Source organism: Akkermansia sp. KLE1798, assembly GCF_001580195.1.
Classification (GTDB): Bacteria; Verrucomicrobiota; Verrucomicrobiia; order Verrucomicrobiales; family Akkermansiaceae; genus Akkermansia; species Akkermansia biwaensis.
In genome coordinates this window covers 63198-82953 of sequence record NZ_KQ971100.1, presented here as the reverse complement: position 1 = coordinate 82953, position 19756 = coordinate 63198, and the positions used below count along the sequence as shown (strand labels likewise).

22 protein-coding genes are annotated in these 19756 nt (G+C 56.7%); 5 read left to right on the top strand and 17 right to left on the bottom strand.

Features of this window, described 5'->3' with window-relative positions; translation table 11 throughout:
• Positions 1 to 24: 24 nt before the first annotated feature.
• From HMPREF3039_RS13195 to HMPREF3039_RS13110, 17 genes are all read right to left on the bottom strand, one after another.
• Positions 25 to 1173: a serine hydrolase domain-containing protein gene (locus HMPREF3039_RS13195; RefSeq protein ID WP_067982844.1), complete on the bottom strand. Its 1149-nt coding sequence runs from the start codon at positions 1171 to 1173 to the stop codon at positions 25 to 27.
• A 356-nt stretch (positions 1174 to 1529) separates the two neighbouring features.
• A complete protein-coding gene (locus HMPREF3039_RS14530; RefSeq protein WP_147550279.1) occupies positions 1530 to 1661 on the bottom strand; it encodes an efflux RND transporter permease subunit in 132 nt (43 codons plus the stop codon).
• 543 nt (positions 1662 to 2204) lie between these two features.
• The gene (tsaA, locus tag HMPREF3039_RS13180) at positions 2205 to 2876 is read right to left on the bottom strand and encodes a tRNA (N6-threonylcarbamoyladenosine(37)-N6)-methyltransferase TrmO (protein WP_067573650.1); all 672 of its coding nucleotides are present in this window, start codon (positions 2874 to 2876) and stop codon (positions 2205 to 2207) included.
• 66 nt (positions 2877 to 2942) lie between these two features.
• A complete protein-coding gene (locus HMPREF3039_RS13175) occupies positions 2943 to 4217 on the bottom strand; it encodes a dihydroorotase (RefSeq protein WP_067573652.1) in 1275 nt (424 codons plus the stop codon).
• Between the two features lie 6 nt (positions 4218 to 4223).
• Positions 4224 to 5150 carry an aspartate carbamoyltransferase catalytic subunit gene (locus HMPREF3039_RS13170; RefSeq protein ID WP_067573654.1) on the bottom strand — a complete coding sequence of 309 codons (927 nt, stop codon included), beginning with the start codon at positions 5148 to 5150 and terminating at the stop codon, positions 4224 to 4226.
• Positions 5151 to 5177: 27 nt separating this feature from the next.
• Entirely contained in the window at positions 5178 to 5714 is a 537-nt protein-coding gene (gene pyrR / locus HMPREF3039_RS13165; RefSeq protein ID WP_067573656.1) for a bifunctional pyr operon transcriptional regulator/uracil phosphoribosyltransferase PyrR, read from the bottom strand.
• 26 nt (positions 5715 to 5740) lie between these two features.
• A complete protein-coding gene (locus tag HMPREF3039_RS13160) occupies positions 5741 to 6151 on the bottom strand; it encodes an AIR carboxylase family protein (RefSeq protein ID WP_067573659.1) in 411 nt (136 codons plus the stop codon).
• Positions 6152 to 6283: 132 nt separating this feature from the next.
• Positions 6284 to 7018: a hypothetical protein gene (locus HMPREF3039_RS13155; protein ID WP_067573661.1), complete on the bottom strand. Its 735-nt coding sequence runs from the start codon at positions 7016 to 7018 to the stop codon at positions 6284 to 6286.
• A 42-nt stretch (positions 7019 to 7060) separates the two neighbouring features.
• Positions 7061 to 7822, bottom strand: coding sequence for a hypothetical protein (locus tag HMPREF3039_RS13150; RefSeq protein ID WP_067573662.1), 762 nt, complete (start codon positions 7820 to 7822; stop codon positions 7061 to 7063).
• Positions 7823 to 7844: 22 nt separating this feature from the next.
• Positions 7845 to 8474, bottom strand: coding sequence for an MCP four helix bundle domain-containing protein (locus tag HMPREF3039_RS13145; protein WP_067573664.1), 630 nt, complete (start codon positions 8472 to 8474; stop codon positions 7845 to 7847).
• 34 nt (positions 8475 to 8508) lie between these two features.
• Positions 8509 to 9144 carry a hypothetical protein gene (locus HMPREF3039_RS13140; RefSeq protein ID WP_147550282.1) on the bottom strand — a complete coding sequence of 212 codons (636 nt, stop codon included), beginning with the start codon at positions 9142 to 9144 and terminating at the stop codon, positions 8509 to 8511.
• A 35-nt stretch (positions 9145 to 9179) separates the two neighbouring features.
• On the bottom strand, positions 9180 to 9599 hold the full coding sequence (locus HMPREF3039_RS13135; RefSeq protein WP_147550286.1) for a hypothetical protein: 420 nt from the start codon (positions 9597 to 9599) through the stop codon (positions 9180 to 9182).
• A gap of 202 nt (positions 9600 to 9801) precedes the next feature.
• The gene (locus HMPREF3039_RS13130) at positions 9802 to 10359 is read right to left on the bottom strand and encodes a hypothetical protein (protein ID WP_067573671.1); all 558 of its coding nucleotides are present in this window, start codon (positions 10357 to 10359) and stop codon (positions 9802 to 9804) included.
• Positions 10360 to 10559: 200 nt separating this feature from the next.
• Positions 10560 to 11093, bottom strand: a complete 534-nt coding sequence (locus HMPREF3039_RS13125) for a hypothetical protein (RefSeq protein ID WP_067952202.1) — start codon at positions 11091 to 11093, stop codon at positions 10560 to 10562.
• Between the two features lie 345 nt (positions 11094 to 11438).
• Positions 11439 to 13010, bottom strand: coding sequence for an NAD(P)/FAD-dependent oxidoreductase (locus HMPREF3039_RS13120; protein ID WP_231863941.1), 1572 nt, complete (start codon positions 13008 to 13010; stop codon positions 11439 to 11441).
• A 17-nt stretch (positions 13011 to 13027) separates the two neighbouring features.
• On the bottom strand, positions 13028 to 14095 hold the full coding sequence (locus HMPREF3039_RS13115; protein WP_067573677.1) for an agmatine deiminase family protein: 1068 nt from the start codon (positions 14093 to 14095) through the stop codon (positions 13028 to 13030).
• A 1-nt stretch (position 14096) separates the two neighbouring features.
• Entirely contained in the window at positions 14097 to 14492 is a 396-nt protein-coding gene (locus HMPREF3039_RS13110; protein ID WP_067573678.1) for a Minf_1886 family protein, read from the bottom strand.
• A gap of 125 nt (positions 14493 to 14617) precedes the next feature.
• Between HMPREF3039_RS13110 and HMPREF3039_RS13105 the strand changes: the two genes are divergently transcribed.
• The 5 genes from HMPREF3039_RS13105 (at position 14618) to HMPREF3039_RS13085 (ending at position 19639) form a co-directional block, all read left to right on the top strand.
• Positions 14618 to 14764: a hypothetical protein gene (locus tag HMPREF3039_RS13105; RefSeq protein ID WP_156469868.1), complete on the top strand. Its 147-nt coding sequence runs from the start codon at positions 14618 to 14620 to the stop codon at positions 14762 to 14764.
• Between the two features lie 107 nt (positions 14765 to 14871).
• The gene (locus tag HMPREF3039_RS13100; RefSeq protein ID WP_067573680.1) at positions 14872 to 16194 is read left to right on the top strand and encodes a PDZ domain-containing protein; all 1323 of its coding nucleotides are present in this window, start codon (positions 14872 to 14874) and stop codon (positions 16192 to 16194) included.
• 39 nt (positions 16195 to 16233) lie between these two features.
• The gene (locus HMPREF3039_RS13095; protein ID WP_067573681.1) at positions 16234 to 17526 is read left to right on the top strand and encodes an AI-2E family transporter; all 1293 of its coding nucleotides are present in this window, start codon (positions 16234 to 16236) and stop codon (positions 17524 to 17526) included.
• A gap of 18 nt (positions 17527 to 17544) precedes the next feature.
• Complete coding sequence (locus HMPREF3039_RS13090) at positions 17545 to 19125, top strand: sulfatase family protein (RefSeq protein WP_067573686.1); 1581 nt, start codon at positions 17545 to 17547, stop codon at positions 19123 to 19125.
• 19 nt (positions 19126 to 19144) lie between these two features.
• On the top strand, positions 19145 to 19639 hold the full coding sequence (locus HMPREF3039_RS13085; protein WP_067573688.1) for a hypothetical protein: 495 nt from the start codon (positions 19145 to 19147) through the stop codon (positions 19637 to 19639).
• The last annotated feature ends 117 nt before the right edge of the window (positions 19640 to 19756 follow it).

The following is a 19756-nucleotide window of genomic DNA, read 5'->3' as shown; positions in this document are numbered from 1 at the left end:
AGAGTCTTCTTCCTGCCTGAAAAATCAGGTGTCAAAATCGTCCCCATCTTCATGGATTTCCTTCATTGCCGCGTTGATGAGGTGCCGGGTTTTCACGCCGGGCAGCACGTTCAGGTCCATACGGTTCATGACATAGCCGAAGGACAGGCCATATTCCGGGTCGGCATAGGCATGGGAGCCGCCCGCCCCCGCATGGCCGAAGCCGCCGAAACCAAATAAATGGCGCAGCTTGCGGCCCGTGGAAGGGTCCACGGGGTCGTGCATGAATCCGCAGGAAAAGGCGGTAGGCGTTTTCAGGGTCAGGTCCGGCCCATCAACCACCACGTCTTTCATCCAGCCGAGCACGGTTTCCGGAAATACCTTCAGTTCATCCAGACCCAGGCAGGCTTGGTAAAATTGAGCCATGCCGCGGGCGGAAGCCACGCCGCCGAAAGCGGGCATTCCGGACGTCCACGCTGCGGGAGTGTTCATCTGGCGCACACTGTTCAGCCCCGTCAGGGTATTGAACGCACGGTGCACGGGCGTCCCTTTCTTCATGTATTCCAGATAGAACGGGGTTCCCATGTTGGACATGTCCATTTTTCCGGGGTAAAGGACAGCCATCCGGCTGAATTCCGATTCCGGCAGCCTGATGAAGAAGTCCAGATTCAAGGGGAGGCGGATGTATTCATCCCAATATGCCCAAAGACGCTCCCCGGTCAGGCGGATCATGAGCTCGTCCAGCATGACGCCGTAGGTATGCGGATGGTAGCCGTGCTCCGGAGGCTGCCACGCGGGAGCGGTTTCCTCCAGGGCACGCACGCAGTCTTCGTGGTCGAATACATCAGCTTGGCGGGAGAAAGCGGCCAAACCGCACTGGTGGGACATCATTTGGGCAATCGTAGCATACGGTAGCGGGAATTCCGGCCACAGTTCCCCCATGCTCATCTCCGGGGAGGCTCCCTGCTGGTGCAGAGCCAGCAGCAGAACGGCGGAAGCGGGTCCCTTCGTAGCGGAGTAAACGGGCGCCAGTGAATGTTCCGTCCACGGACGCGTTTCATCCGCCACGGCAAACCCGGAGTGTAGGGAAACAATTTCCCGCCCCTCCTTCCAGATGGAAACGGATGCCCCCAATTCCCCGTAATCACGGAAGTTTTTTTCAAATGCTTCAATTATGTGCCGCGCGCCTTTCATTCCTCTCAACCGGGCAGGAACAGCTTCCCCGCCTTGGCGGAAAAGTTTACTCCCCACTGCCCGGGAAGGCAAGTCCGGCACGATTCATATCCCATCCACGTCTTCACACCTTCCGCAGGATGATGCAGGAAAAATTCTTCCGCCGGAATGCCTGCCGAAAGGAAAGAGACCTTATTTCCTCCTCTTCCCGGGAGGGAACAGGGCACAATGCCGTTTTCACCGTCAGCTTTAGGAAACATCGCTTTTTGTGCGCAGCCAGGTATTCCCGCGTTCCCGTTTCATCCGGTCCTCCTTCAATTTATTCAGGGAGAATTTGATGCGGAACAGCTTCATGACGAATACGCACGAACACGGGATCAGAAGAAGGCCCACCTGCGTGCCCCCATGCCGATGGCGACCACCGTACCAATGGCGTTGCGCGCCAGCGCTCCGGAGCCGGAGGAGAGCATCAGCGGAATGCAACCCAGAATGAAGGCCAGGGAGGTCATCAGAATAGGCCGCAGACGCAGGCGGGCGGCCTTCCATCAAGCCTTTGTCGCACTGCATTTCCAGATTGGCAAATTCCACGATCAGGATGGCATTTTGGCCGCCCACCCCGCCAGCATCACCAGGACAATCTGCGCACAGAGTGCCAGTTCCAGACTCACCCGGGAGATGGTGTCCGGCGTGAACTCCGGCACAGGAAACCGGCAGAAGGTGGGGATGAGAACGACGGGAACGGCAATCGGTGGAATAAGCGTGGCGCGCTGGTTTTACAGGAAGATATACACAAGGAAGCACCACAAGGGCGACGGCTTCAATGCATGTGTGACTAGTCCTCTGCCCGGCATTCCATGAAAGAACACGGAGTCAGGGATTACGGAAAGCGTCCGATGCCATAAGAAGGCGGGACGGAAAACAGAACCCCGTTCCGGAAGGAAAAATCTCCGGAAAGAGCGGCGACTTATATCGGAACGGCCTACCTTTTTTAAAAAGGAAGCGGAGAGTTTTTGCCAACTATTAACTTTTAATTATTAACTGTTAACCACTAATTAGCACTTCCAACTCAGCGCAAGTACGTACAGCCGAACGCCTTCCACCCTGAATTTGACTTCCCAGCCGGAGAAGGAAAGGCCGTATACCCGTTCCGGGTCGTCCTGGTACTGCGGCCGCGGGTCAAGGGAGAGCGTATCCTCCAGCACCGCCAGTTCCTCCGGGGGAACGGAGGCGGCCAGCTCCGGCGGAATTTCCACTTTCAGCCGCTGAAAGGGGGAGGACGTGAATCCTCCGGAAGCCTCCGGGATGCAGTCCGCCTGCGGCACGTAGGGCTTGATGTCCAGAATGGGCGTGCCATTCACCAAGTCCACACCGGAGAGGTGCAGCACGGGACCGTCCCGGGGGTGCATTTCCACCCTGTCCAGCCTGACGGCGGACAGTCCTATGGGATTGGGACGGTACGGGGCGCGCGTAGCGAAGACCCCCATGCGGACATTACCACCCAGGCGGGGAGGCCGAACCGTCGGACTCCAGCCTTCCCTCAGGTTTTCACTGAATATCCAGAGCAGCCACAAATGGGAGAATCCGTCCAGTCCCCGCACGGATTCAGGGTTCCGGAATTGCGGCTCAAACACCAGCCGTGCGCGGGCACCGGGCACCAGCCCGCTCTGGCGCGGAACGCCGAATTTTTCCGGATAACAGGTGCTGACGCTGGCGATTGGCTGCAAGGGCAGTTAATAGTTAACAGTTAATAATTAAAAGTTAATAGTTGGTGAAAATTCTTCGCTTCCTCTTTAAAAGAGGTAGGCTTGCTCTCCAAAGATTACGGCGTCCACCTTTCCCTGGAGCGTTTTGCCCAGGAAGGGGGTGTTGCGGGCGCGGCTGCGCAGCGTTTCGTCCGTGACGGGAGTCTCGCCTTCCGGATCAAATACCACCAGATTTGCCGGGGCGCCTTCCTCCAGGGAAACGGGGGAAAGGCCCATGAGCCTGCGGGGGGTATCGCTGCAAGCGCGGACAACCGTTTCCCAGGACATCCTGCCGGTCTGCACTAGATACTGGTAGATGGCGGGCAGGAAGGTATCCAGGGCAATCATGCCCTGCGGAGCTACCACGAAGTCCTGGAGCTTGGAGAACGGGGTGCAGGGCGTGTGGTCGGAGACGATGCAGTCGATGGTGCCGTCATTCACGGCTTCAATCAGGGCGTCCACGTCCTTCCGGTCGCGCAGGGGCGGCAGGGTCTTATAGTTGGTGTCGTAACAGCCCACGTCCTCATGCGTGAATAGGAGATGATGCAGGGCCACTTCCGCGCTCAATCCGGTCGTTTCCGGCTTGCAGCGGCGCAGGATGTCCGCGCTTCCGGCAGTGGAGACGGTCTGCACATGCAGGGAGTTGCCCGTGTCCACGGAGAGGCGGATGATCGTTTCCAGACCGATTTCCTCCGCGCAGGACGGGGAGCCCGCCAGCCCCAGGCGGTAGGAGGTGGAGCCGGGATGCATGGCGGCCCTGGCCGTCAGGGCCGGGACATCCCCGCGCAGGGCAAAGGTGAGGTTCAGGTTGCTGGCGTACTGCATGGCGCGGTACAGCAGCAGCATGTTGTCCGGGGCACGGTCTCCGTCCGTGATGAAACGCACGCCCTTCGCCCGCAGGGAGTCGTAGGAGGCCTGTTCTTCGCCCCCGTCCCCCTTGGTCAGGCAGCCGGAGGGAATGACGTCCACCAAAGCGTCCGTGCGGCAGATTTCCATGAAGGTGGTGATCTGCGCGGCATTGTCCATCACGGGGGCGGTATCCGGCATGGCCATCAGTCCGGTCACGCCGCCGTGGAGGGCCGCCGCCGTTGCCGTGGCAATGCGTTCCTTGTCTTCCCGTCCGGGCTGGCACAGGTGGGCGTGAATGTCAAACAGGCCGGGAAGAAGCAATTTGCCGGAAGCGTCAATGACCGTTTCAGCGGAGTCTGCGGGAAGAGTTCCGGCAGGAGCCTTCCCGGCAATCACCCCGCCGGAAACCAGAATATCCGCCGGGCATGAGCCGGACGCCATCCGGGCATTGCGAATAAGTACGGAAGTTTTCATGAAGGATCAATGCTGGGTTTGGGGAGTGAGATGGTACAGGATGGACATGCGGCAGGCGATTCCGTTTTCCACCTGGCGGTTGATCAGGCAGCGCTCATAGTCCATCGCCAGGTCGCAGATTTCCACACCGCGGTTGACCGGGCCGGGGTGCATGATGTACAGGCCTTCATCAGAGATGCGTTTCAGCCGCTCCTCCGTAACGCCGTATATTTTGTTGTACTCGCGCGCGCTGGGGAAGAAGGGGGCGTCCTGCCGTTCCTTCTGGACCCGGAGCAGGTAGATGACGTCCGGTTTCCAGGCAAAGGCCTCGTTGAAATCGGAAAAGCGGGGAATGCCGGAATATTCCGTGCGCGGCACCAGGGAGCCCGGTCCCAGGTAGGCCACTTCCATGCCCAGCCTTTTCATCAGGATGGAGGTGGAGCGCGCCACGCGGGAATGCAGGATGTCCCCCACGATCAGCACCCGCCTGCCCCGGACGTCCGGAAACATTTCCCGAATGGTGAAGGAGTCCAGCAAGGCCTGGGAGGGGTGCGCATGCGCCCCGTCCCCGGCATTGACCACGCTGGCGTTCGTATGGCGGGCGATCACGTTCGGAAGGCCGCTGTTGTAGTGCCGCACGATGACGTAATCCACTTTCATGGCCTGGAGCGTGGCGATCGTGTCCTGGACGGATTCCCCTTTCACCACGGAGGAGGTGGATACGGTGAAGTTGGTCACGTCCGCAGACAGGCGTTCCGCCGCCACCTCAAAGGAAGAGCGGGTGCGGGTGCTAGGTTCATAAAAAAGCGTCAAAACGGACTTCCCTTTCAGGGCAGGCACCTTTTTGACGCTTTTGGTGAAGAGCTCTTTCATCGGTCCGGCCGAATCCAGCAGCGTATGGATTTCCTCGTCGGTCAACGAGGAGATGTTGAGTAGGTCCTTGCGGGGATTCATGAAAGTCAGGGAATGGGTTGAAACTGTCTATTTGCCGGAGATGACCACCCGGTCCACGCCGTCGGCCTCCTTCATGCTGACGACGACCTTGGCTCCGGCGTGGTCCAGCACCTGGCCCGTGTAATCCGGCTGGATGGGGACTTCCCGGCCGCCGCGGTCAATCAGGCAGGCCAGTTCAATGCGTGCCGGGCGCCCGTAGTCGAACAGGGCGTTCAGAGCCGCGCGGATGGTGCGGCCCGTGTACAGCACGTCGTCCACCAGTACCACCCTCATGTCGTCCGTGGAAAAGGGCAGATTGGAGGAGCGCAGGGAGGGGCGGGCCTCCAGCTTGAAGATGTCGTCCCGGTACAGGGAAATGTCAATGGCGCCGTACTGGGCGTCCACGCCGAGTTCCTTGACCTTGTCCACCAGCCGCCGGGCGATGATGTCCCCCTGGCTGAGGAGGCCGACAATGGCGAGCGGTTCCCCGGCGCAGCGGGCCACGATGCCGTGGGCCATCCGCTCCAGCGCGCGGGAAATTTCCTGCTCGTCCAACACGATTTCCTGTGACGGAGGAGAAGTCATCAGCCGGAATGGGAAAGAGTGGATACTTACAGCCCCGCCAGTTTCAGAATGCGGTGAGCGGCCATGGCGGCGTTCACGGGAGTCTTTTTGTGCAGGCCTACCGTCGTGCAGGGCACGCCGCCCGGGCACTGGGCAATCGCCAGCAGGGCGTCAATACCGTTCAGGGGGCCTCCGGGAACCGGTACGCCGATGACCGGCAGGGAGCAGCTCATGACGACCACTCCGGGAAGGGCGGCGGACAGGCCGGCCACGGCCAGGATGACGGCCTTTTCCCCGCTGGCTTCCAGGTCCTCCAGGAATTTGATGAGCTGCGGAAGGTCGCGGTGGGCGGACAAAACCGTTTCTTCATAAGGGACTCCTTCCTGTGCGAAATATTCGCGGGCGGGTTCCATAAAGGGCTTATCATTCGGGCTGCCGTAGATGACGATTACTTTCATGGCTGTGCGTGCGGTTGTGAAACTTTCGGATTATGGCCCCAAGCCCCCTGCCCTGGCAAGACTTAACCTGAAAAAAACGGCTCCGCGGATGGAGATTCCATTCCGGCAGGGGATCATGATAGATCACGGGAATCAGGAGAAAGGATCGTCCTGCTCCTCATCTTCATCTCCATATAATCCGAAAACATACCACAGCAGCGTATTATAACCGTTTTCCCCGTCATCCTCCCAGGGGTCCTCTTCGCCGAATCCATGTTCCCTCTCCCAATTCCCGGACCATTCCATCATTTCTTCAACGGAAGGCAGCGGAGGATTCCCGGTTTCAAGGCGCCACCGGAGACCGGCCGCACGCCTGCTCCAGTCCTTTTTGTCAGGATTACCAATGTTCCGCGGATTCAAGGTGAGGAGCACAAAGTTCAACAAGGCGGGGGAAGACGCAAACCGCTGAAGATTGTATTTATCCATGTACGCCCTCATCTGAAATTCCAGCTTTTTCAGATCGTCCGCGGGCAGTTTCTTCAGAGGAACCTTTTCCCTGATGCTTGTAAACAGAATATCCTTCCATATCTCCTTAAAATCCTCCGGACACCTGTCTAGGGCTTTGACCGGAAAAGAAGCCATTTCACGCCTCATGACCTCAACGTCATGCCCAGCATCTTTCCGGCTCCATTTGAGAACCATGTGCTCCAGCATCAGTGCGATCATGAACCGCTGTATGGATTCCCGCTCCTGCATTTGCCGCCGATCCAGATTGTCCGGAACATCCGGATTCGTCTTCTCCGCAACCCCTACATCCCGTCCCTGGACAGGACTGACAACGCAGCACCATGCCCATCCTGCCGCAAGAAACCATTTTACCAGCTTCATGGCTTATTTGACCTGACAAATATAAGGACAGATGTCCGCTTTTTACTCTTCCTCATCTTTCCACTCGTCTTCTTGATTCAACAATCCAGAAGAAACAGCCAATTTCCCGGAATAAATATCCTCTTTCAACTGATTCAGACGTTTTAGGTACTCTTCCGGCGATTCTCCCTCCTTTTTTACCGCACCATTGGCCTCCAGCCATCTGTCTGCGGCTTGATCCAAAACCTGGCAACCATATTTTTCCTCAACCCTTTTCATGGAGTCTTGCAGCTGCTGCACCATGTCCCTGCCTTCTTCCGTTTCCTCCCATGCGTTGTCATCCTTCAACCACATTTTAAGTACTTTCCTGCTCTGCAACCATGCTTCACGAAAGTCCTGCGGACAGCCGTCCAACGTTTTCTCAGGCCACAGTTCCATCATCGTCTGCAATAGGAGGCGCTCATCCAAGGCCTTCTGCTGCATGTCCAGTTTTATTCCCGCAATCTCCAGGCATAGTTTCCCTATGATCGCCTGCCTGGCTATAGCCAGGCGATCTTTCTCAAATTCCGGCGTTTTCCGGTACTCATCCACATCAGGCATATCCGGCGCCGCGATGTCCTGGCCATATCCTGTATCAAAACTGCAACAGCACGACAACACCGCCACGGGAATCCATTTCCATAAATTCATCACTGTTTTTATTCTAACATCCATCAAGAGAAATGCCAATCCGGCATTGCCATCATTTTCCGCCGCCAATCCAATTCCCGGACCGTCACTATGTCCCCGCATTTTCTTTTTCCCCGCATGCTTCACGCCTTTCAAGCATCAGCCGTTTCCCGGGCAATCACTGTCCGGCGACCGGAATCATGCACTCCGGTCCCGGCTTTTCTCCCGGCAAACCTTCTGGAATAACCCATTTCCCGGATTCAAGATCACTTTTTAATTGGTAGAGACGTTTCAGATATTCCTGAGGGCTTTCTCCTTCCCGGCGAGTTTCCTGACCGTCCAGCCAATCAATCAAAGGACGCATTAAAGGTTCCAGGTCATACTGGTCACTAAACCGTTTCCTGGCCTCTTCCAGCCTGGAGAACATTTCCTTGCCTTCCGGAGTTCCCTCCCATGAAATATTATCATTCAGATTTTTTTCTATACCTTCAAGAACCTCCACATAAGATTGCCGAAAATCTGCGGGACATTGTGCCAGAATCGATTGAGGAATCAGGTCACACATTTTCCTGTACTTGATTTTCCCATCAGGCAGCCGCGGATGTTCCTTCAATTCCAGTGAAACGATCCCACAGCACAATTCAAGCAGCACATGATACCTCACGATGGCCATGCGCGATTTCCGGAACCCCTCCATCTCCCCATCCACATTGGCCATATCCGGTTCCATGATATCCCTGTTTCCCGCCGAACCCAACGGGCAGGAGGCAGCCGTCCCTGCCAGCAAAACAAGTTTCAGAACATTCATGACCAATATCTTGTTTCAAACATACCTTTAAAAATCAATAAAGAATCACTCTCATTCCAAATTTTTCCCTTTCCTGTTCCGTTATTTCCGGGAATGTGAACGTTTCCTGCTCCACTTGTCTTTTCAAAGCCTTGAAGCGCTCCAGCAATTTCGCCTTGTCCTTCCTGAAAGGATCTATCTCCCGGCGGAGGAATATGATGGGGTCAGCCAGGGCTTCCTTCACCCTGTACCTGGACTTGACAGGCTGCATGATGGCACGGCATTTGCCCTGGTACCGGGAATATTCCCTGTGAAATTGCGGCTCCTCCATTTCCACTCCTTCAAATTGCCGCACAAAGTCACGGCCAGCTTCCATGCAGGCCTGAAATGCCTGCCGGTAATCGTCGGGACACGCTTCCAAAACCTTGCCGGAAACAGAGGCAAGCTTGAACTTCAGCAGACCAAACAATCTAGCTCCCGCTCCGGTTTTTTCGGTTTCCAGGAAAAAAATCTCCTGCATGAGCCGGTCCAGTATTTCCATCCTGGAAATGGCCAGAATCATTTTCCTCCTTTCCTCATCGGACAGGCCGTCCAGGTCAACATTCGGTTCACCGGAGACAACGACATCCTGGGCAACAGAGGCAGGCAGCCCCGGCAAGCCGAGGCTGCACCACAACAATAAACGCAACATGAACTCCGGGTTTCCAGACATGCCCTCACCTGGTTTTATTTATTTCCGTCCCCTTCCGTTTCCACAGGTATGACCATTTCGCCGGACTCTATTTTTTCCTTCAAATCCTTATAATATTCCAACATTTCCTTTTTATCGGGCTGTTCTTCTCCATTGAAGGGAACCAGCAACCGGAGAATAAATGCATTCAGGGTCTCGTTCACCATGTATTTTCCCATCAACAGCTTCATGTTTTCCGTCATCATATACCGCAATTCATCAGAAACGGCTCCCGATTCCACGAGTTCCTTCTCACAGGCATCCTTCCATTTTTCCATCGCCAGCCGGAAGTCTTCCGGACATTCGGCAAGCGCCTTGCCTGGAATGGCGTTCAGCTCATGCTTCAGCCTGGTTTGCAAATCCACGGCATTGTCATCCTCCACCTCGGCCATCTGAATGTTTCTCTCCAGAAACATGAGCATAAAAAACCTGCATATGGCAGCCCGGTCCCTTTCCATATGCCTGCCCGCCTCCGTTTCCACATCCACATTCGGCATCTCCGGAGATGCCACGTCCTGAGCTACGGAAAGAGGAAAAACCGGCAATCCGGTGAAATGCCATAACAAACACGATGTCACAGCCCATTTTCCACGCATGTAATTCATTAAATTTTTAATTTCAAATCCCATCTTCTGCTTCGACTGGCGCCATAACGCTCCGTCCCTCTTCTATTCCCCTTTTCAACTCTCTGAAATAGTCCAGCATCTCTTTTTTGTCCCCGCCGCATGGAGTCAACAGCCAAAGAACGGATGAATAGTCCCTGGCCTCCTTTTCCGTGATCAGCCATTGAAAGGAGGACTGAACGGCTTCCTTCAGCAGGTACTTGCCCAACAAGAGCCTCATTTCCTGTTCATTGTGGCAGTATAATTCGTCAGATACTTCCCCCGTTTCCCAGAGTTCCCTTTCACAATCCGCCTTCCACTTCCGGGCTGCCCGCCTGAAATCCTCCGGGCTTTCGGCAAGAACCTTCTCGGGAAAGGCTGCCAATACATGTTTTAACTGCATTGACGCATCCGCGGCTTTTCCATCCTCCAATTCCGCAAAAAATATTTTTTGCTCCAGACACAGCAGAAAACAAAAATTCCAAATGCTCCCTTCCTCTTTTCTTGAGTTTCCAAGTTCCTCCGTACGCATATCCACATTCGGTATTTTCGAAAAAGCAATATCCTGGGACATGCAAGGCGGCGCAACCAGCAACGCGGGAAAAAGCCACCACCGGAACATTTTCATAAGGCTACAATACACGCCTCCCTGCCCGCGGGCAACAGGATTCCTCCCCCTCCTTCCGGTTTGCCTGAAGGCACCTCCCCCCTGCGCCGCGTTTTAACAGGAAGACGCACCGATTCTGATGCTGTTTCCCGATTTGGGGCCCATGTTCATTCCTCCACTTTTTCCGGCATCACAATTTTCCCGGATTCCACCCCGGCTTTCAAGTGCCGGAATGCCTGGATGACGGATTCCAGCTTTCCGTCACTTTCGGAGCCTATCTGCCTCCCCATCCAGTTCATGATCTGCTGGTCCAGGTCTTCCATGCCGTATGCGGCCAGAAAAGCTACTATTTCAGGTTCTTCCGGATCAAATGGTTCCGGCTTCATCTGCTTTTTGCCCGCCAGCATGTCCTTCACTCCCTGTATTTTGTCGTTCATCAGCTTCTGGAGTTTTTCAGGGCACAATTTCAGTTCCTTTTCCGGGAAAACCTTCAGCATGAGGGGATAGATGTCCTCTTCCTTCCCGATGCGCCCCTGATTTTCCATCACGGGAATAATGGCGGACAGATAGAAGAGCACGAAGAATTTGCGTATGGCCGCCCGTTCACCCTCCATTTTTCTTCCTTCCTGCGTTTCCAGATCCACGTTAGGCATCGCCAGAGCCGCCACATCCTGAGACATGCAGGGCAACGACGCCAGCATACAGCACAATAACAGGGGAGTTGGAAATGTCTTCATGATTCATACTTGGACACCGTAACGATCCAATCGTTCGGAAACCTGCCACCTTACCTTTTTCTTTTTTATTTTACGTTTCTAAAGATCCGTCTCCGGGATTTTTTTAAAAAGAACCATCTTCCGGCAAGCTGCCTTCGAAGAGGTTTTTCTCCATGGCATCCCGTATTTCCGGAAAGACCGAATGCCGTCCGCAGGCCGTTGCGGAAAAGCAGATACGGAACACGCCGCAGAAGATGTTTCTTACAGGAGAATTAGAATAGAAAACATGCTTTTTCCGCATCCCCCGGCCATACTTTCCTCAGGAATAATTCAGTCCTGCATCTGCTCTGCCAAGGCTTCCGCACAACGGCGGCCATCCAGAGCGGCGGAGACGATGCCTCCGGCATAGCCGGCGCCTTCCCCGCACGGATACAGCCCTTCCAGTCCGGGATGTTCCAGCGTACGTTCATCCCGGGGGATGCGCACGGGAGAACTGGTGCGGGTTTCACAGCCTATCAATTGAGCGGATTCTCCGGCAAATCCGCGCCATTTATGATCAAACATCCTCAGCCCTTCCCTCATGCGCCAGACGATTTCCGCCGGGAGCAGTTCATGAAGGGGATGAGGTACAATGCCCGGGTGGTAGCTGGTTGGAAGAAGGGAGGAGGACACGCGCCCTTTCAGAAAATCAGGCACTTTCTGGGCGGGAGCCTTCTGCATGCCTCCTCCGGCGCGGCAGGAAGCCGTCTCCAGGGCTTTCTGGTAGGCCACGCCCGCCAGCACGCCGTGCTCCCTGCGGAAGGATTCCGTATCTTCCGGATGCACGCTGACGACAAATCCGGAGTTGGCAAAGGGAGAATCCCGCCGGGCCAGGGACATGCCGTTGACCACCACTTCATCATTTTCCGTGGCAGCCGGAACGATGAATCCTCCGGGGCACATGCAGAAGGAGTGGACTCCCCGGTCCCGAATGGTGGCGGTGACGGAGTAGCGCGCCGCCGGGAGCTGGTCCGGCCGCTTTTGGCCCGGGTTCAAATGGTACTGCCTGGCATCCACAAGCGTCTGCGGATGCTCAATGCGTACGCCGACGGCAAAGGGTTTCTGCTCCAGGACAAGCCCGTCCGCCAGAAGCATGCGGTACACGTCGCGGGCACTGTGCCCGGTAGCCAGCAGAACGGCGTTTGCCTCAAATTCCCGGCCGTCCGCACAAGCGACTCCGCGCACGCGGCGGCCGTCCGCGGAACGGAGCAAATGCTCCACCCTGGCGTTGAAGTGGATTTCCCCGCCCGCCTTGAGAATGGATTCCCGGATGGCCTTGACGACATTGGGCAGCAGGTTGGAGCCTATGTGGGGATGGGCGTCCGTCAGGATTTCCCGCGGGGCGCCATGAGCCACAAAGGTCTCATAAACATCCCGCACGGGGCCACGCTTGGTGGCGCGGGTAAACAGCTTGCCGTCGGAGAACGTGCCCGCGCCCCCTTCTCCGAAGCAGTAGTTGGAGTCCTCAATCACCCGGCCCTGCCTCATGATGGGCGCCAGGTCAAACCGGCGGGAGGAGACATCCTTCCCCCGCTCCAGCACCACGGGTTTGACGCCCAGTTCCAGACAGCGCAGGGCGGCAAACATTCCGGCGGGCCCAAATCCCACGATCAGAGCCGCCGGAGCGCCGGACCTGACGGGAGGATAATCCCGGGAAGGCACATGTTCAGGCGGCAGCGGCCCGTCCACCCCTGCCAGCAGTCGGAGCTGGAACAAAATTTTCTTCTGCCGGGAGTCAATGGATTCCTTAACCAGGCGGAGTTCCCGGATGCGCGAAGGAGAAATGCCGAGCCTGGCAGCCGCAGCGGCGCGGCGCGCCTTTTCATCCCTCGCCTTTTCCATCGGCAGGATCACATCCACCATGACACCGCCTTCCCCGCTCATGGAACCTCCTTCCGCGGTTTGGGCTGCTGCTGCGTGATACAGTGGATAGCGCCTCCTTCCAAAACCAGCTTGCGGGCATCCAGGCCCACCACCTGTTTTCCGCTGAAGCATTCCCGCAGGATGCCCAGCGCACGGTCGTCATTCCGGGGCTGGTTGAATACGGGCACCACTACGGCATCATTGACGATGAGGAAATTGGCATAACTGGCAGGCAGCTGTTCCAGCCGCCAATCCTCCGCCCTGAGCGGATCCGGCATGGGGAGGGGAACGATTTCCACCCGGCTGCCGTCCAAGCATCTCAGGTCCTGCAAACGTTCGTTATTTTCCGCCAGAGCGCGGTAATGGGGGGAGGACGAGTCCGGCTCCACGATGGATACCGCCGCATCCCGTGCGACGAAACGCACCATGTCGTCAATATGGCCGTCCGTATCGTCCCCTTCAATGCCGGAGCCCAGCCAGAATACCGTGTGCACACCCAGCATGCGCCGCAGTTCCGCCTCAATCTCCGCGCGGTTCCAGTCTGGATTGCGGTTGGGATTCAACAGGACGGCTTCCGTGGTGACCAGCAGGCCATCTCCATTCCCTTCAATGGCCCCCCCTTCCAAGATCATTCGGGAACTGCGCACGGGCAGCCCCAGGGAAGAGCCGATCAGGGAGGGAATGCCGTTGTCCAAATCCCAGGGAGCGAATTTGCCGCCCCACGCATTGAACTGCCAGTCGGCCAGCATCAGGGAACCGTCGCTCACATCCTGCACAAAGACGGGACCGTGGTCGCGGCACCAAACGTCGTTGGCAGGGTGGTTGAAGAGGCGGAAATGCTCCTCTTCCACTCCGGCCTCCTGCAAGACCTGCCTGATGACCGGATGCAGGGCCTCCGCCGCATTCACGCGCACCTGGGCGTGCGGAGCAATGGAGGCGGCCACAAGTCCGTATATCCGCTGCAATTCGTCCAGTCCGCCCTGCCAGAGGTCCCGGCGGTGGGGCCAGGACAGCCAGACGGCCTCCTGCGGCTCCCATTCGGCGGGCCAGCGTACATCCGGTTCCTTGGTCACGGCGTTTGTCATGTCAGTTGGACTGTTCCTGAAATTCGTAAGGTTCTTCAAACGCCCTGCGGAAACTCATGAATCCCTTGAAGTCGTCCAGAGAATCTTCCGGCTGTTTGGAAAAGACATCCTCTTCAATCAATAAAAAGACCATTTCCCCCACATGGCCGCCGTTCCGTATTCCCCATTCCTTAAGCACGGTAGAAGCCATGGGGCCGAACTGGCTCAGGGCATAGTCCCGGAATCCCTCCAGCAGTTCCTGCCCGCTGACGTGGCGCTGCGCGCCGTTTTCCTGCTCTTCTATACGCTGCATGGTGAAGTCCAGGGCTTCCTTCAGAAAGAAATACGCCCTTTCCGCAAAACGCGGGTCTTTCTGCACAATGCGGCTCACGGCCTCTTCAAAGGTGGGAATGGTCATAACGGCTCCGCTCCACCCTATACGGCTACCATGGAAAATCAAGATTTTTGCCGAGGGAACCGTCCTTGCAGCTCTATGGGGAGTCCCGGAGAATTCCGACAAAAATCAGCGTGAAAGAGAGGCTCATGAATCCTTCCTCCCGCAGCCGTCAAAGACAGCTTTCAACAAAAGAAGAAAAGAAGGCGGTGGAAAGCGACAACCAACTCCATGACACGCAGCAAAGAAAAACAGCAGATAGCAATAACCAGGACATCATATTCCCGGTTTCTTAAAACGGTTCCATTTGACGATCCTTATGGAGGATACCGCCAAAAAGCACCATGAAGCAGGAAGGAAACCTTGCCAGCCACCGAACAGTCTGCTAATAGTGAATAGCTTTATGTTCCGTTTTTCCATAGTACTGCTGGCTACGGCGCTGTGCGCATCCTGCGTATCGCACCGTCCCATTCAGGACAGCAGTTCGCCGCCCATCGACGCAGCCAACCCGCTGGACGGCACCCCCGTAGCCCTTGCCTGGAGTTCCTCAACCCAGTTGATGATGGGGGTGGATACGGGAGCGGTCCAGACTTCCCTTCTTTTTTCACCGGCGGTGGAATCCATCGGTGCGCGCCTGCGCGGCCGTGGAGCCATGCGGACGGCCAATGTCCCCATTTCCCTGAAGCAGGACGGAGAGCCCATGTCCAGAAAACAGGACGTGGTGATGGTGGACCAGGCTCCCTACGACGGACTGCTGGGATGGGAATGCATCAGGAAGTATGTCTGGAACATCAATTACCCCAAACGGTCCCACCGCTTTTTCAATAAACTGCCTTCCAGAATACGGTCCTGGCACAAGCTGGCCCTGGTTCCGGGGTCCGATTATCCGCAAATCGCAGACAAGCACGGACGCCGCATCATCCTGGATACGGGAGCACCCCACGCCGTCTATATTTCCAAGAAACGCTGGAACGCCATCAAGCTGGCCTATCCTGATGCTTTCGTGAGCGTTTATTCCGGCTACAGTCCGGCGGCAGGCGGCTTTTACGCCCACGAGTGCATGCATGTGAGTTCCTTCCAGCTTGGCCCGCTGGAGTTGAAGAATATCCTTTTATGCGAGAGTTTTGCCAATCCGGAAGTAATGGGCATCCCGGACGATATTGACATCATCCTGGGCTATGGAGCCCTGATTTCCCGCCAGTTCTGGCTGGACGGGCCGGGATGCGCCCTCTATTTCAGCTCCACCAGCCACCCCATGCCGGGACCTTCTTCCTTTAACCTGATGGGGGGAACTTTTATCCAGGACCGCAACGGGAACGGTCCCATGAAGGCTTTTGTGGCCGAATGGTCTCCGGCCTGGAACGCAGGCCTGAGAACGGGCGACGTTCTGGTTTCCATCAATGGCCGAAAGAATCCCTACCCCGACCTCGTAGAGTACGTCACGACCCAGCGCGGGGCGCAGGCCACCGTCATCGTACAGCGCAGGAACAAGCTGGTGCGTATTCACTGGGAAGTACCGGCCGCTCCACCCGCCGGGGATTATCATCCCACTCCCCAGGCGATTACCGAGCAGGAATTCGAGTCCCACGTCAAACAGCAGGAAGAAAAAGAACAAGACCAATCCAGGCAGCCGGACCCCCAGCATACGCCCCCAGTACCACCAGTAAATCCGTCCGAATCTCCTCCGTCGGCAGACGGGAAAACCGGTGATTCCTCCACGGCATAACATGGCACGCCCTCCAGCCCTTTTCTCTCTACACGCGGCATGAACAAGCAACATCAGAATTCCACCCCTCCCCCACCCGCCGGCAATATTCCTTCCTCCTTCCAGAAAAGGATTTGCTGGTATGCCCTGACGGGCGTCTCCTTTCTGGTGATGCTGAGCATTGCCGCCTTCGTCATTTTTGAGGTTGTGAACGTGCTGGGCTTTCTGGAGCCCGTTCTTCTTCCCATCCTGATCGCGGCCGTCATCGCCTATCTGCTGGAACCCATCGTCTCCTGGCTGGTACGCCGCAGGTTTTCCCGGCCCTGGGCCGTCATTACGGTCATGGGAGCGGCGCTGGCCGTCGTAGTGGGATTCGGGGCTACCATTCTGCCGCCGCTTATCCGGCAGACGGACGAATTGATCGACAACCGGATGGAACTCTGGAACAAGACTTCCGAACTGATTGATTCCACCATTGAAATACCTTTCATCGCCCGCACCATAGACAGTGTTTACAAAACCAGCCTCAGAGAATTGAATACCGGCAATTACGCGGAAGCGGAAGAACAGGAGCTGAGGAACGCCCAGACGGCCCGCGAAAAACTGGGGGCCTACATGACCATCAATTCCTCCTTCTACCAGGAAAAACTGATGACCTGGCTCACGTCCGGCGGACGCGCCCTGTACAGTTCCATAGGAATCATGGTGAGTATTCTGATCACGCCCATTTTTGCCTTTTATTTCCTTCTGGAAGCTGATAAAATTAAAGAAAAGTGGCCCAGCATCCTTCCCCTGAAAGCCTCCAAATTCCGGAAGGACGTGGTGGACACGATGGAGGAGATCAACGGCTACCTGATCTCCTTCTTCCGCGGTCAGATGCTTGTGAGCATCATTGAAGGCATCCTGATCGCCATCTGCCTGAAACTGGTCGGACTGCCGTATGCCGTCACCATCGGCGCGGCGGTCTGCGTGCTGGGCATCATCCCGTATCTGGGCATCATCAGCGCCTTTATTCCTGCGGTGCTGCTGGCCTGGTTCACGTGGGGGGATTTCCAGCACATCCTGATCGTTTCCGGCATTTTCCTGGCCGTCAACCAGTTTGACGGATGGGTTATCCAGCCGAAAATCGTGGGGGATTCCGTGGAACTCCATCCACTTACCGTCATGTTTTCCGTGCTGATCTGGACGCTTATTCTCGGTGGCCTGATCGGAGCCCTGCTGGCGGTACCCCTCACGGCAGCCATCAAGGTTCTCTACAAGCGGTACATCTGGCAGAATTCCAGCATGCGCCCCATGACGGAACCTCCTCCCAATTCACCTCCCACGGAAGAATCTCCCGCATTATCCCAATAACACACACAACAACAAACCATGTACAAACCTGCAATACACCTCATACTGGCCCTGGCTGCGGCAACCGCCTGCACAGCCGTAGCCGCGCCCAAGATCAAACCGCCCAAAGCCATCGTCATGATTTATGCTGACGACCTCGGCTATGGAGACATAGGCTGTTACGGGGCCAAGGGAATTCCCACCCCTTCCATAGACAAGCTTGCCAAGCAGGGCGTCCGCTTTACGGATGCCTATTCCACCACCTCCGTCTGCACCCCTTCCCGGTATGCCCTGTTTACGGGAGAATATCCCTGGCGCAAGGAAGGCACGGGCATTCTGCCGGGAGACGCCGCCCTGATTATCGACACCAAGAGGCCTACCCTGCCGAAAATGCTCAAATCCCACGGCTACAAGACCTATATGGTCGGCAAATGGCACCTGGGGCTGGGCGAGAAGGGAAAGAAGATTGACTGGAACAAGGAAATCGCCCCCGGCCCGAACCAGATCGGGTTTGACGAGAGCTTCATCTTTGCCGCTACGGGGGACCGCGTTCCCTGCGTCATCCTGGAAGACGGGAAGGTGCGCAATCTGGACCCGAACGATCCCATTGAAGTGTCCTACAAGCACAATTTTCCGGGGCTTCCCAACGGCAAGGACAACAAGGACCAGCTCAAGCTCATGTGGAGCCACGGCCACAACCAGGCTATCATCAACGGCATCGGCCGCATCGGCTTCATGAAGGGCGGCAAAAGCGCCCTTTGGAAGGATGAGGAAAACGCGCAAGTGATCACGGACAAGGCCGTGGAATACATCAACAAAAGCGCCAAGGCCAAGGAGCCGTTTTTCCTCATGTTCGCCACGCATGACATTCACGTGCCCCGCTGCCCCGGAAAAGAGTTTGAGGGCAAGAGCCAGCACGGCGTCCGCGGCGACGTGACCGTGGAACTGGATTACTGCGTGCGCCGCATCACGGAAGCCCTGCAGAAAGCCGGACTGGAAAAAGACACCCTGTTGATTTTCTCCAGCGACAACGGTCCCGTTCTCGATGACGGCTACAGGGATTTCGCCGTCCGGGACAATGCCACCCATTCTCCCGCCGGCCCCTTCCGCGCGGGCAAGTACAGCATCCTGGAAGGCGGCTCCCGCATTCCGTTCATCGTCAAATGGCCCGCCGTCGTCAAACCCGGCATGACCAGCAAGGCGCTGTTCAACCAGATGGACCTGGGAGCCTCCCTGGAGCAGCTTCTGGACCCCGGCAAGGCTAATTCCTTCCGCGACTCTGAAAACGTGATGCCCGCCATGCTCGGCAAATCCGCCAAAGGCCGGGATTACCACGTGATCAACAGCACGGGCAAGGCGCTGGCCATCCGCCACGGCAAATGGAAATTCATCCCCGCCGGAGTCGCCATCCGCGACGGCATCAACGGAGGGAATGCCAAAATGACCAAATCCCCCGAAGGAGGCAGCCTGTTCGATCTGGAAAAAGATCCCAAGGAACTCAACAACGTGGCGTCCCAGCACCAGGACATCTGCGAACAGTTGAAGGCCAAACTCCAGGAAATCCGCGAAAGGCCGGAAACCAAGGCCGACCTGGTGGACCTGCTGCCCCTGGACGACTAAACCCTATTCCGGCTGAATCATGAAAGAATCCGCTACATGTGCCCTGTGCGGGCACGGATACGCCTACCCGGCCGATCTGGACGCGAAAACCGGCATGCACTGCGCCTCATGCGGAGCATTGATTTACGCCAAAACGGGGCTTCCCTTCGGGGAAGCCCCCACTTCCGGTTCCCTGCCAGGGCCGGAATCTCCGGCAAAAAAGACGGCCCCGCTGCCTCCCGTCAAAAGGAAAAACATTCCGGCCGTTTCCGAACGGAATCCGGACACACGAAAACTTGTTGAAGAGATTCTCAAGCAGCTGCCTGCCGAAAAAACGGACAGAACCGTTCCGGCCGCATCCTGGCTGGCGTGGCTGCTGTCCCTGGCCTGCCTGGCTCTTGCCTCCATATTCCCTTCCTACGGGAATGATTCCACGGACCCTCTGTACATGCTTCAATGGCTGCCTAGCATTATTTTCTGCTGTACGGCCGCCATTCTCTTCATCCAGGGCCTGGCTGCCGCCACACGCCGCTGATTCCTGCGGCACTGCCTGCCACCGTCTCTTCTCCGGCCCCGTTCCGGATTTTATGCTTGCCTGTCAACTTAGCAGGCTCTAAGTTACCCCCGTAATTTATGGAAGGGGAGGAAGACG

Bases quoted from the DNA above. Each gene is read 5' to 3' on its own strand.
- HMPREF3039_RS13175 (WP_067573652.1), bottom strand. From the start codon at position 4,217: ATGAAAACTTCCGTACTTATTCGCAATGCCCGGATGGCGTCCGGCTCA.
- HMPREF3039_RS13145 (WP_067573664.1), bottom strand. From the start codon at position 8,474: ATGAATGTTCTGAAACTTGTTTTGCTGGCAGGGACGGCTGCCTCCTGC.
- HMPREF3039_RS13090 (WP_067573686.1), top strand. From the start codon at position 17,545: ATGTACAAACCTGCAATACACCTCATACTGGCCCTGGCTGCGGCAACC.
- HMPREF3039_RS13155 (WP_067573661.1), bottom strand. From the start codon at position 7,018: ATGAAGCTGGTAAAATGGTTTCTTGCGGCAGGATGGGCATGGTGCTGC.
- HMPREF3039_RS13195 (WP_067982844.1), bottom strand. From the start codon at position 1,173: ATGAAAGGCGCGCGGCACATAATTGAAGCATTTGAAAAAAACTTCCGT.
- pyrR (WP_067573656.1), bottom strand. From the start codon at position 5,714: ATGACTTCTCCTCCGTCACAGGAAATCGTGTTGGACGAGCAGGAAATT.
- HMPREF3039_RS13100 (WP_067573680.1), top strand. From the start codon at position 14,872: ATGTTCCGTTTTTCCATAGTACTGCTGGCTACGGCGCTGTGCGCATCC.
- HMPREF3039_RS13095 (WP_067573681.1), top strand. From the start codon at position 16,234: ATGAACAAGCAACATCAGAATTCCACCCCTCCCCCACCCGCCGGCAAT.
- HMPREF3039_RS13105 (WP_156469868.1), top strand. From the start codon at position 14,618: ATGAATCCTTCCTCCCGCAGCCGTCAAAGACAGCTTTCAACAAAAGAA.
- HMPREF3039_RS13135 (WP_147550286.1), bottom strand. From the start codon at position 9,599: ATGTTTCTGGAGAGAAACATTCAGATGGCCGAGGTGGAGGATGACAAT.
- HMPREF3039_RS13125 (WP_067952202.1), bottom strand. From the start codon at position 11,093: ATGCTGGCGTCGTTGCCCTGCATGTCTCAGGATGTGGCGGCTCTGGCG.
- HMPREF3039_RS13115 (WP_067573677.1), bottom strand. From the start codon at position 14,095: ATGACAAACGCCGTGACCAAGGAACCGGATGTACGCTGGCCCGCCGAA.
- HMPREF3039_RS13120 (WP_231863941.1), bottom strand. From the start codon at position 13,010: ATGGTGGATGTGATCCTGCCGATGGAAAAGGCGAGGGATGAAAAGGCG.
- HMPREF3039_RS13160 (WP_067573659.1), bottom strand. From the start codon at position 6,151: ATGAAAGTAATCGTCATCTACGGCAGCCCGAATGATAAGCCCTTTATG.
- HMPREF3039_RS13110 (WP_067573678.1), bottom strand. From the start codon at position 14,492: ATGACCATTCCCACCTTTGAAGAGGCCGTGAGCCGCATTGTGCAGAAA.
- HMPREF3039_RS13170 (WP_067573654.1), bottom strand. From the start codon at position 5,150: ATGAATCCCCGCAAGGACCTACTCAACATCTCCTCGTTGACCGACGAG.
- HMPREF3039_RS13140 (WP_147550282.1), bottom strand. From the start codon at position 9,144: ATGTTGCGTTTATTGTTGTGGTGCAGCCTCGGCTTGCCGGGGCTGCCT.
- HMPREF3039_RS14530 (WP_147550279.1), bottom strand. From the start codon at position 1,661: ATGACCTCCCTGGCCTTCATTCTGGGTTGCATTCCGCTGATGCTCTCC.
- HMPREF3039_RS13085 (WP_067573688.1), top strand. From the start codon at position 19,145: ATGAAAGAATCCGCTACATGTGCCCTGTGCGGGCACGGATACGCCTAC.
- HMPREF3039_RS13130 (WP_067573671.1), bottom strand. From the start codon at position 10,359: ATGTCCCAGGATATTGCTTTTTCGAAAATACCGAATGTGGATATGCGT.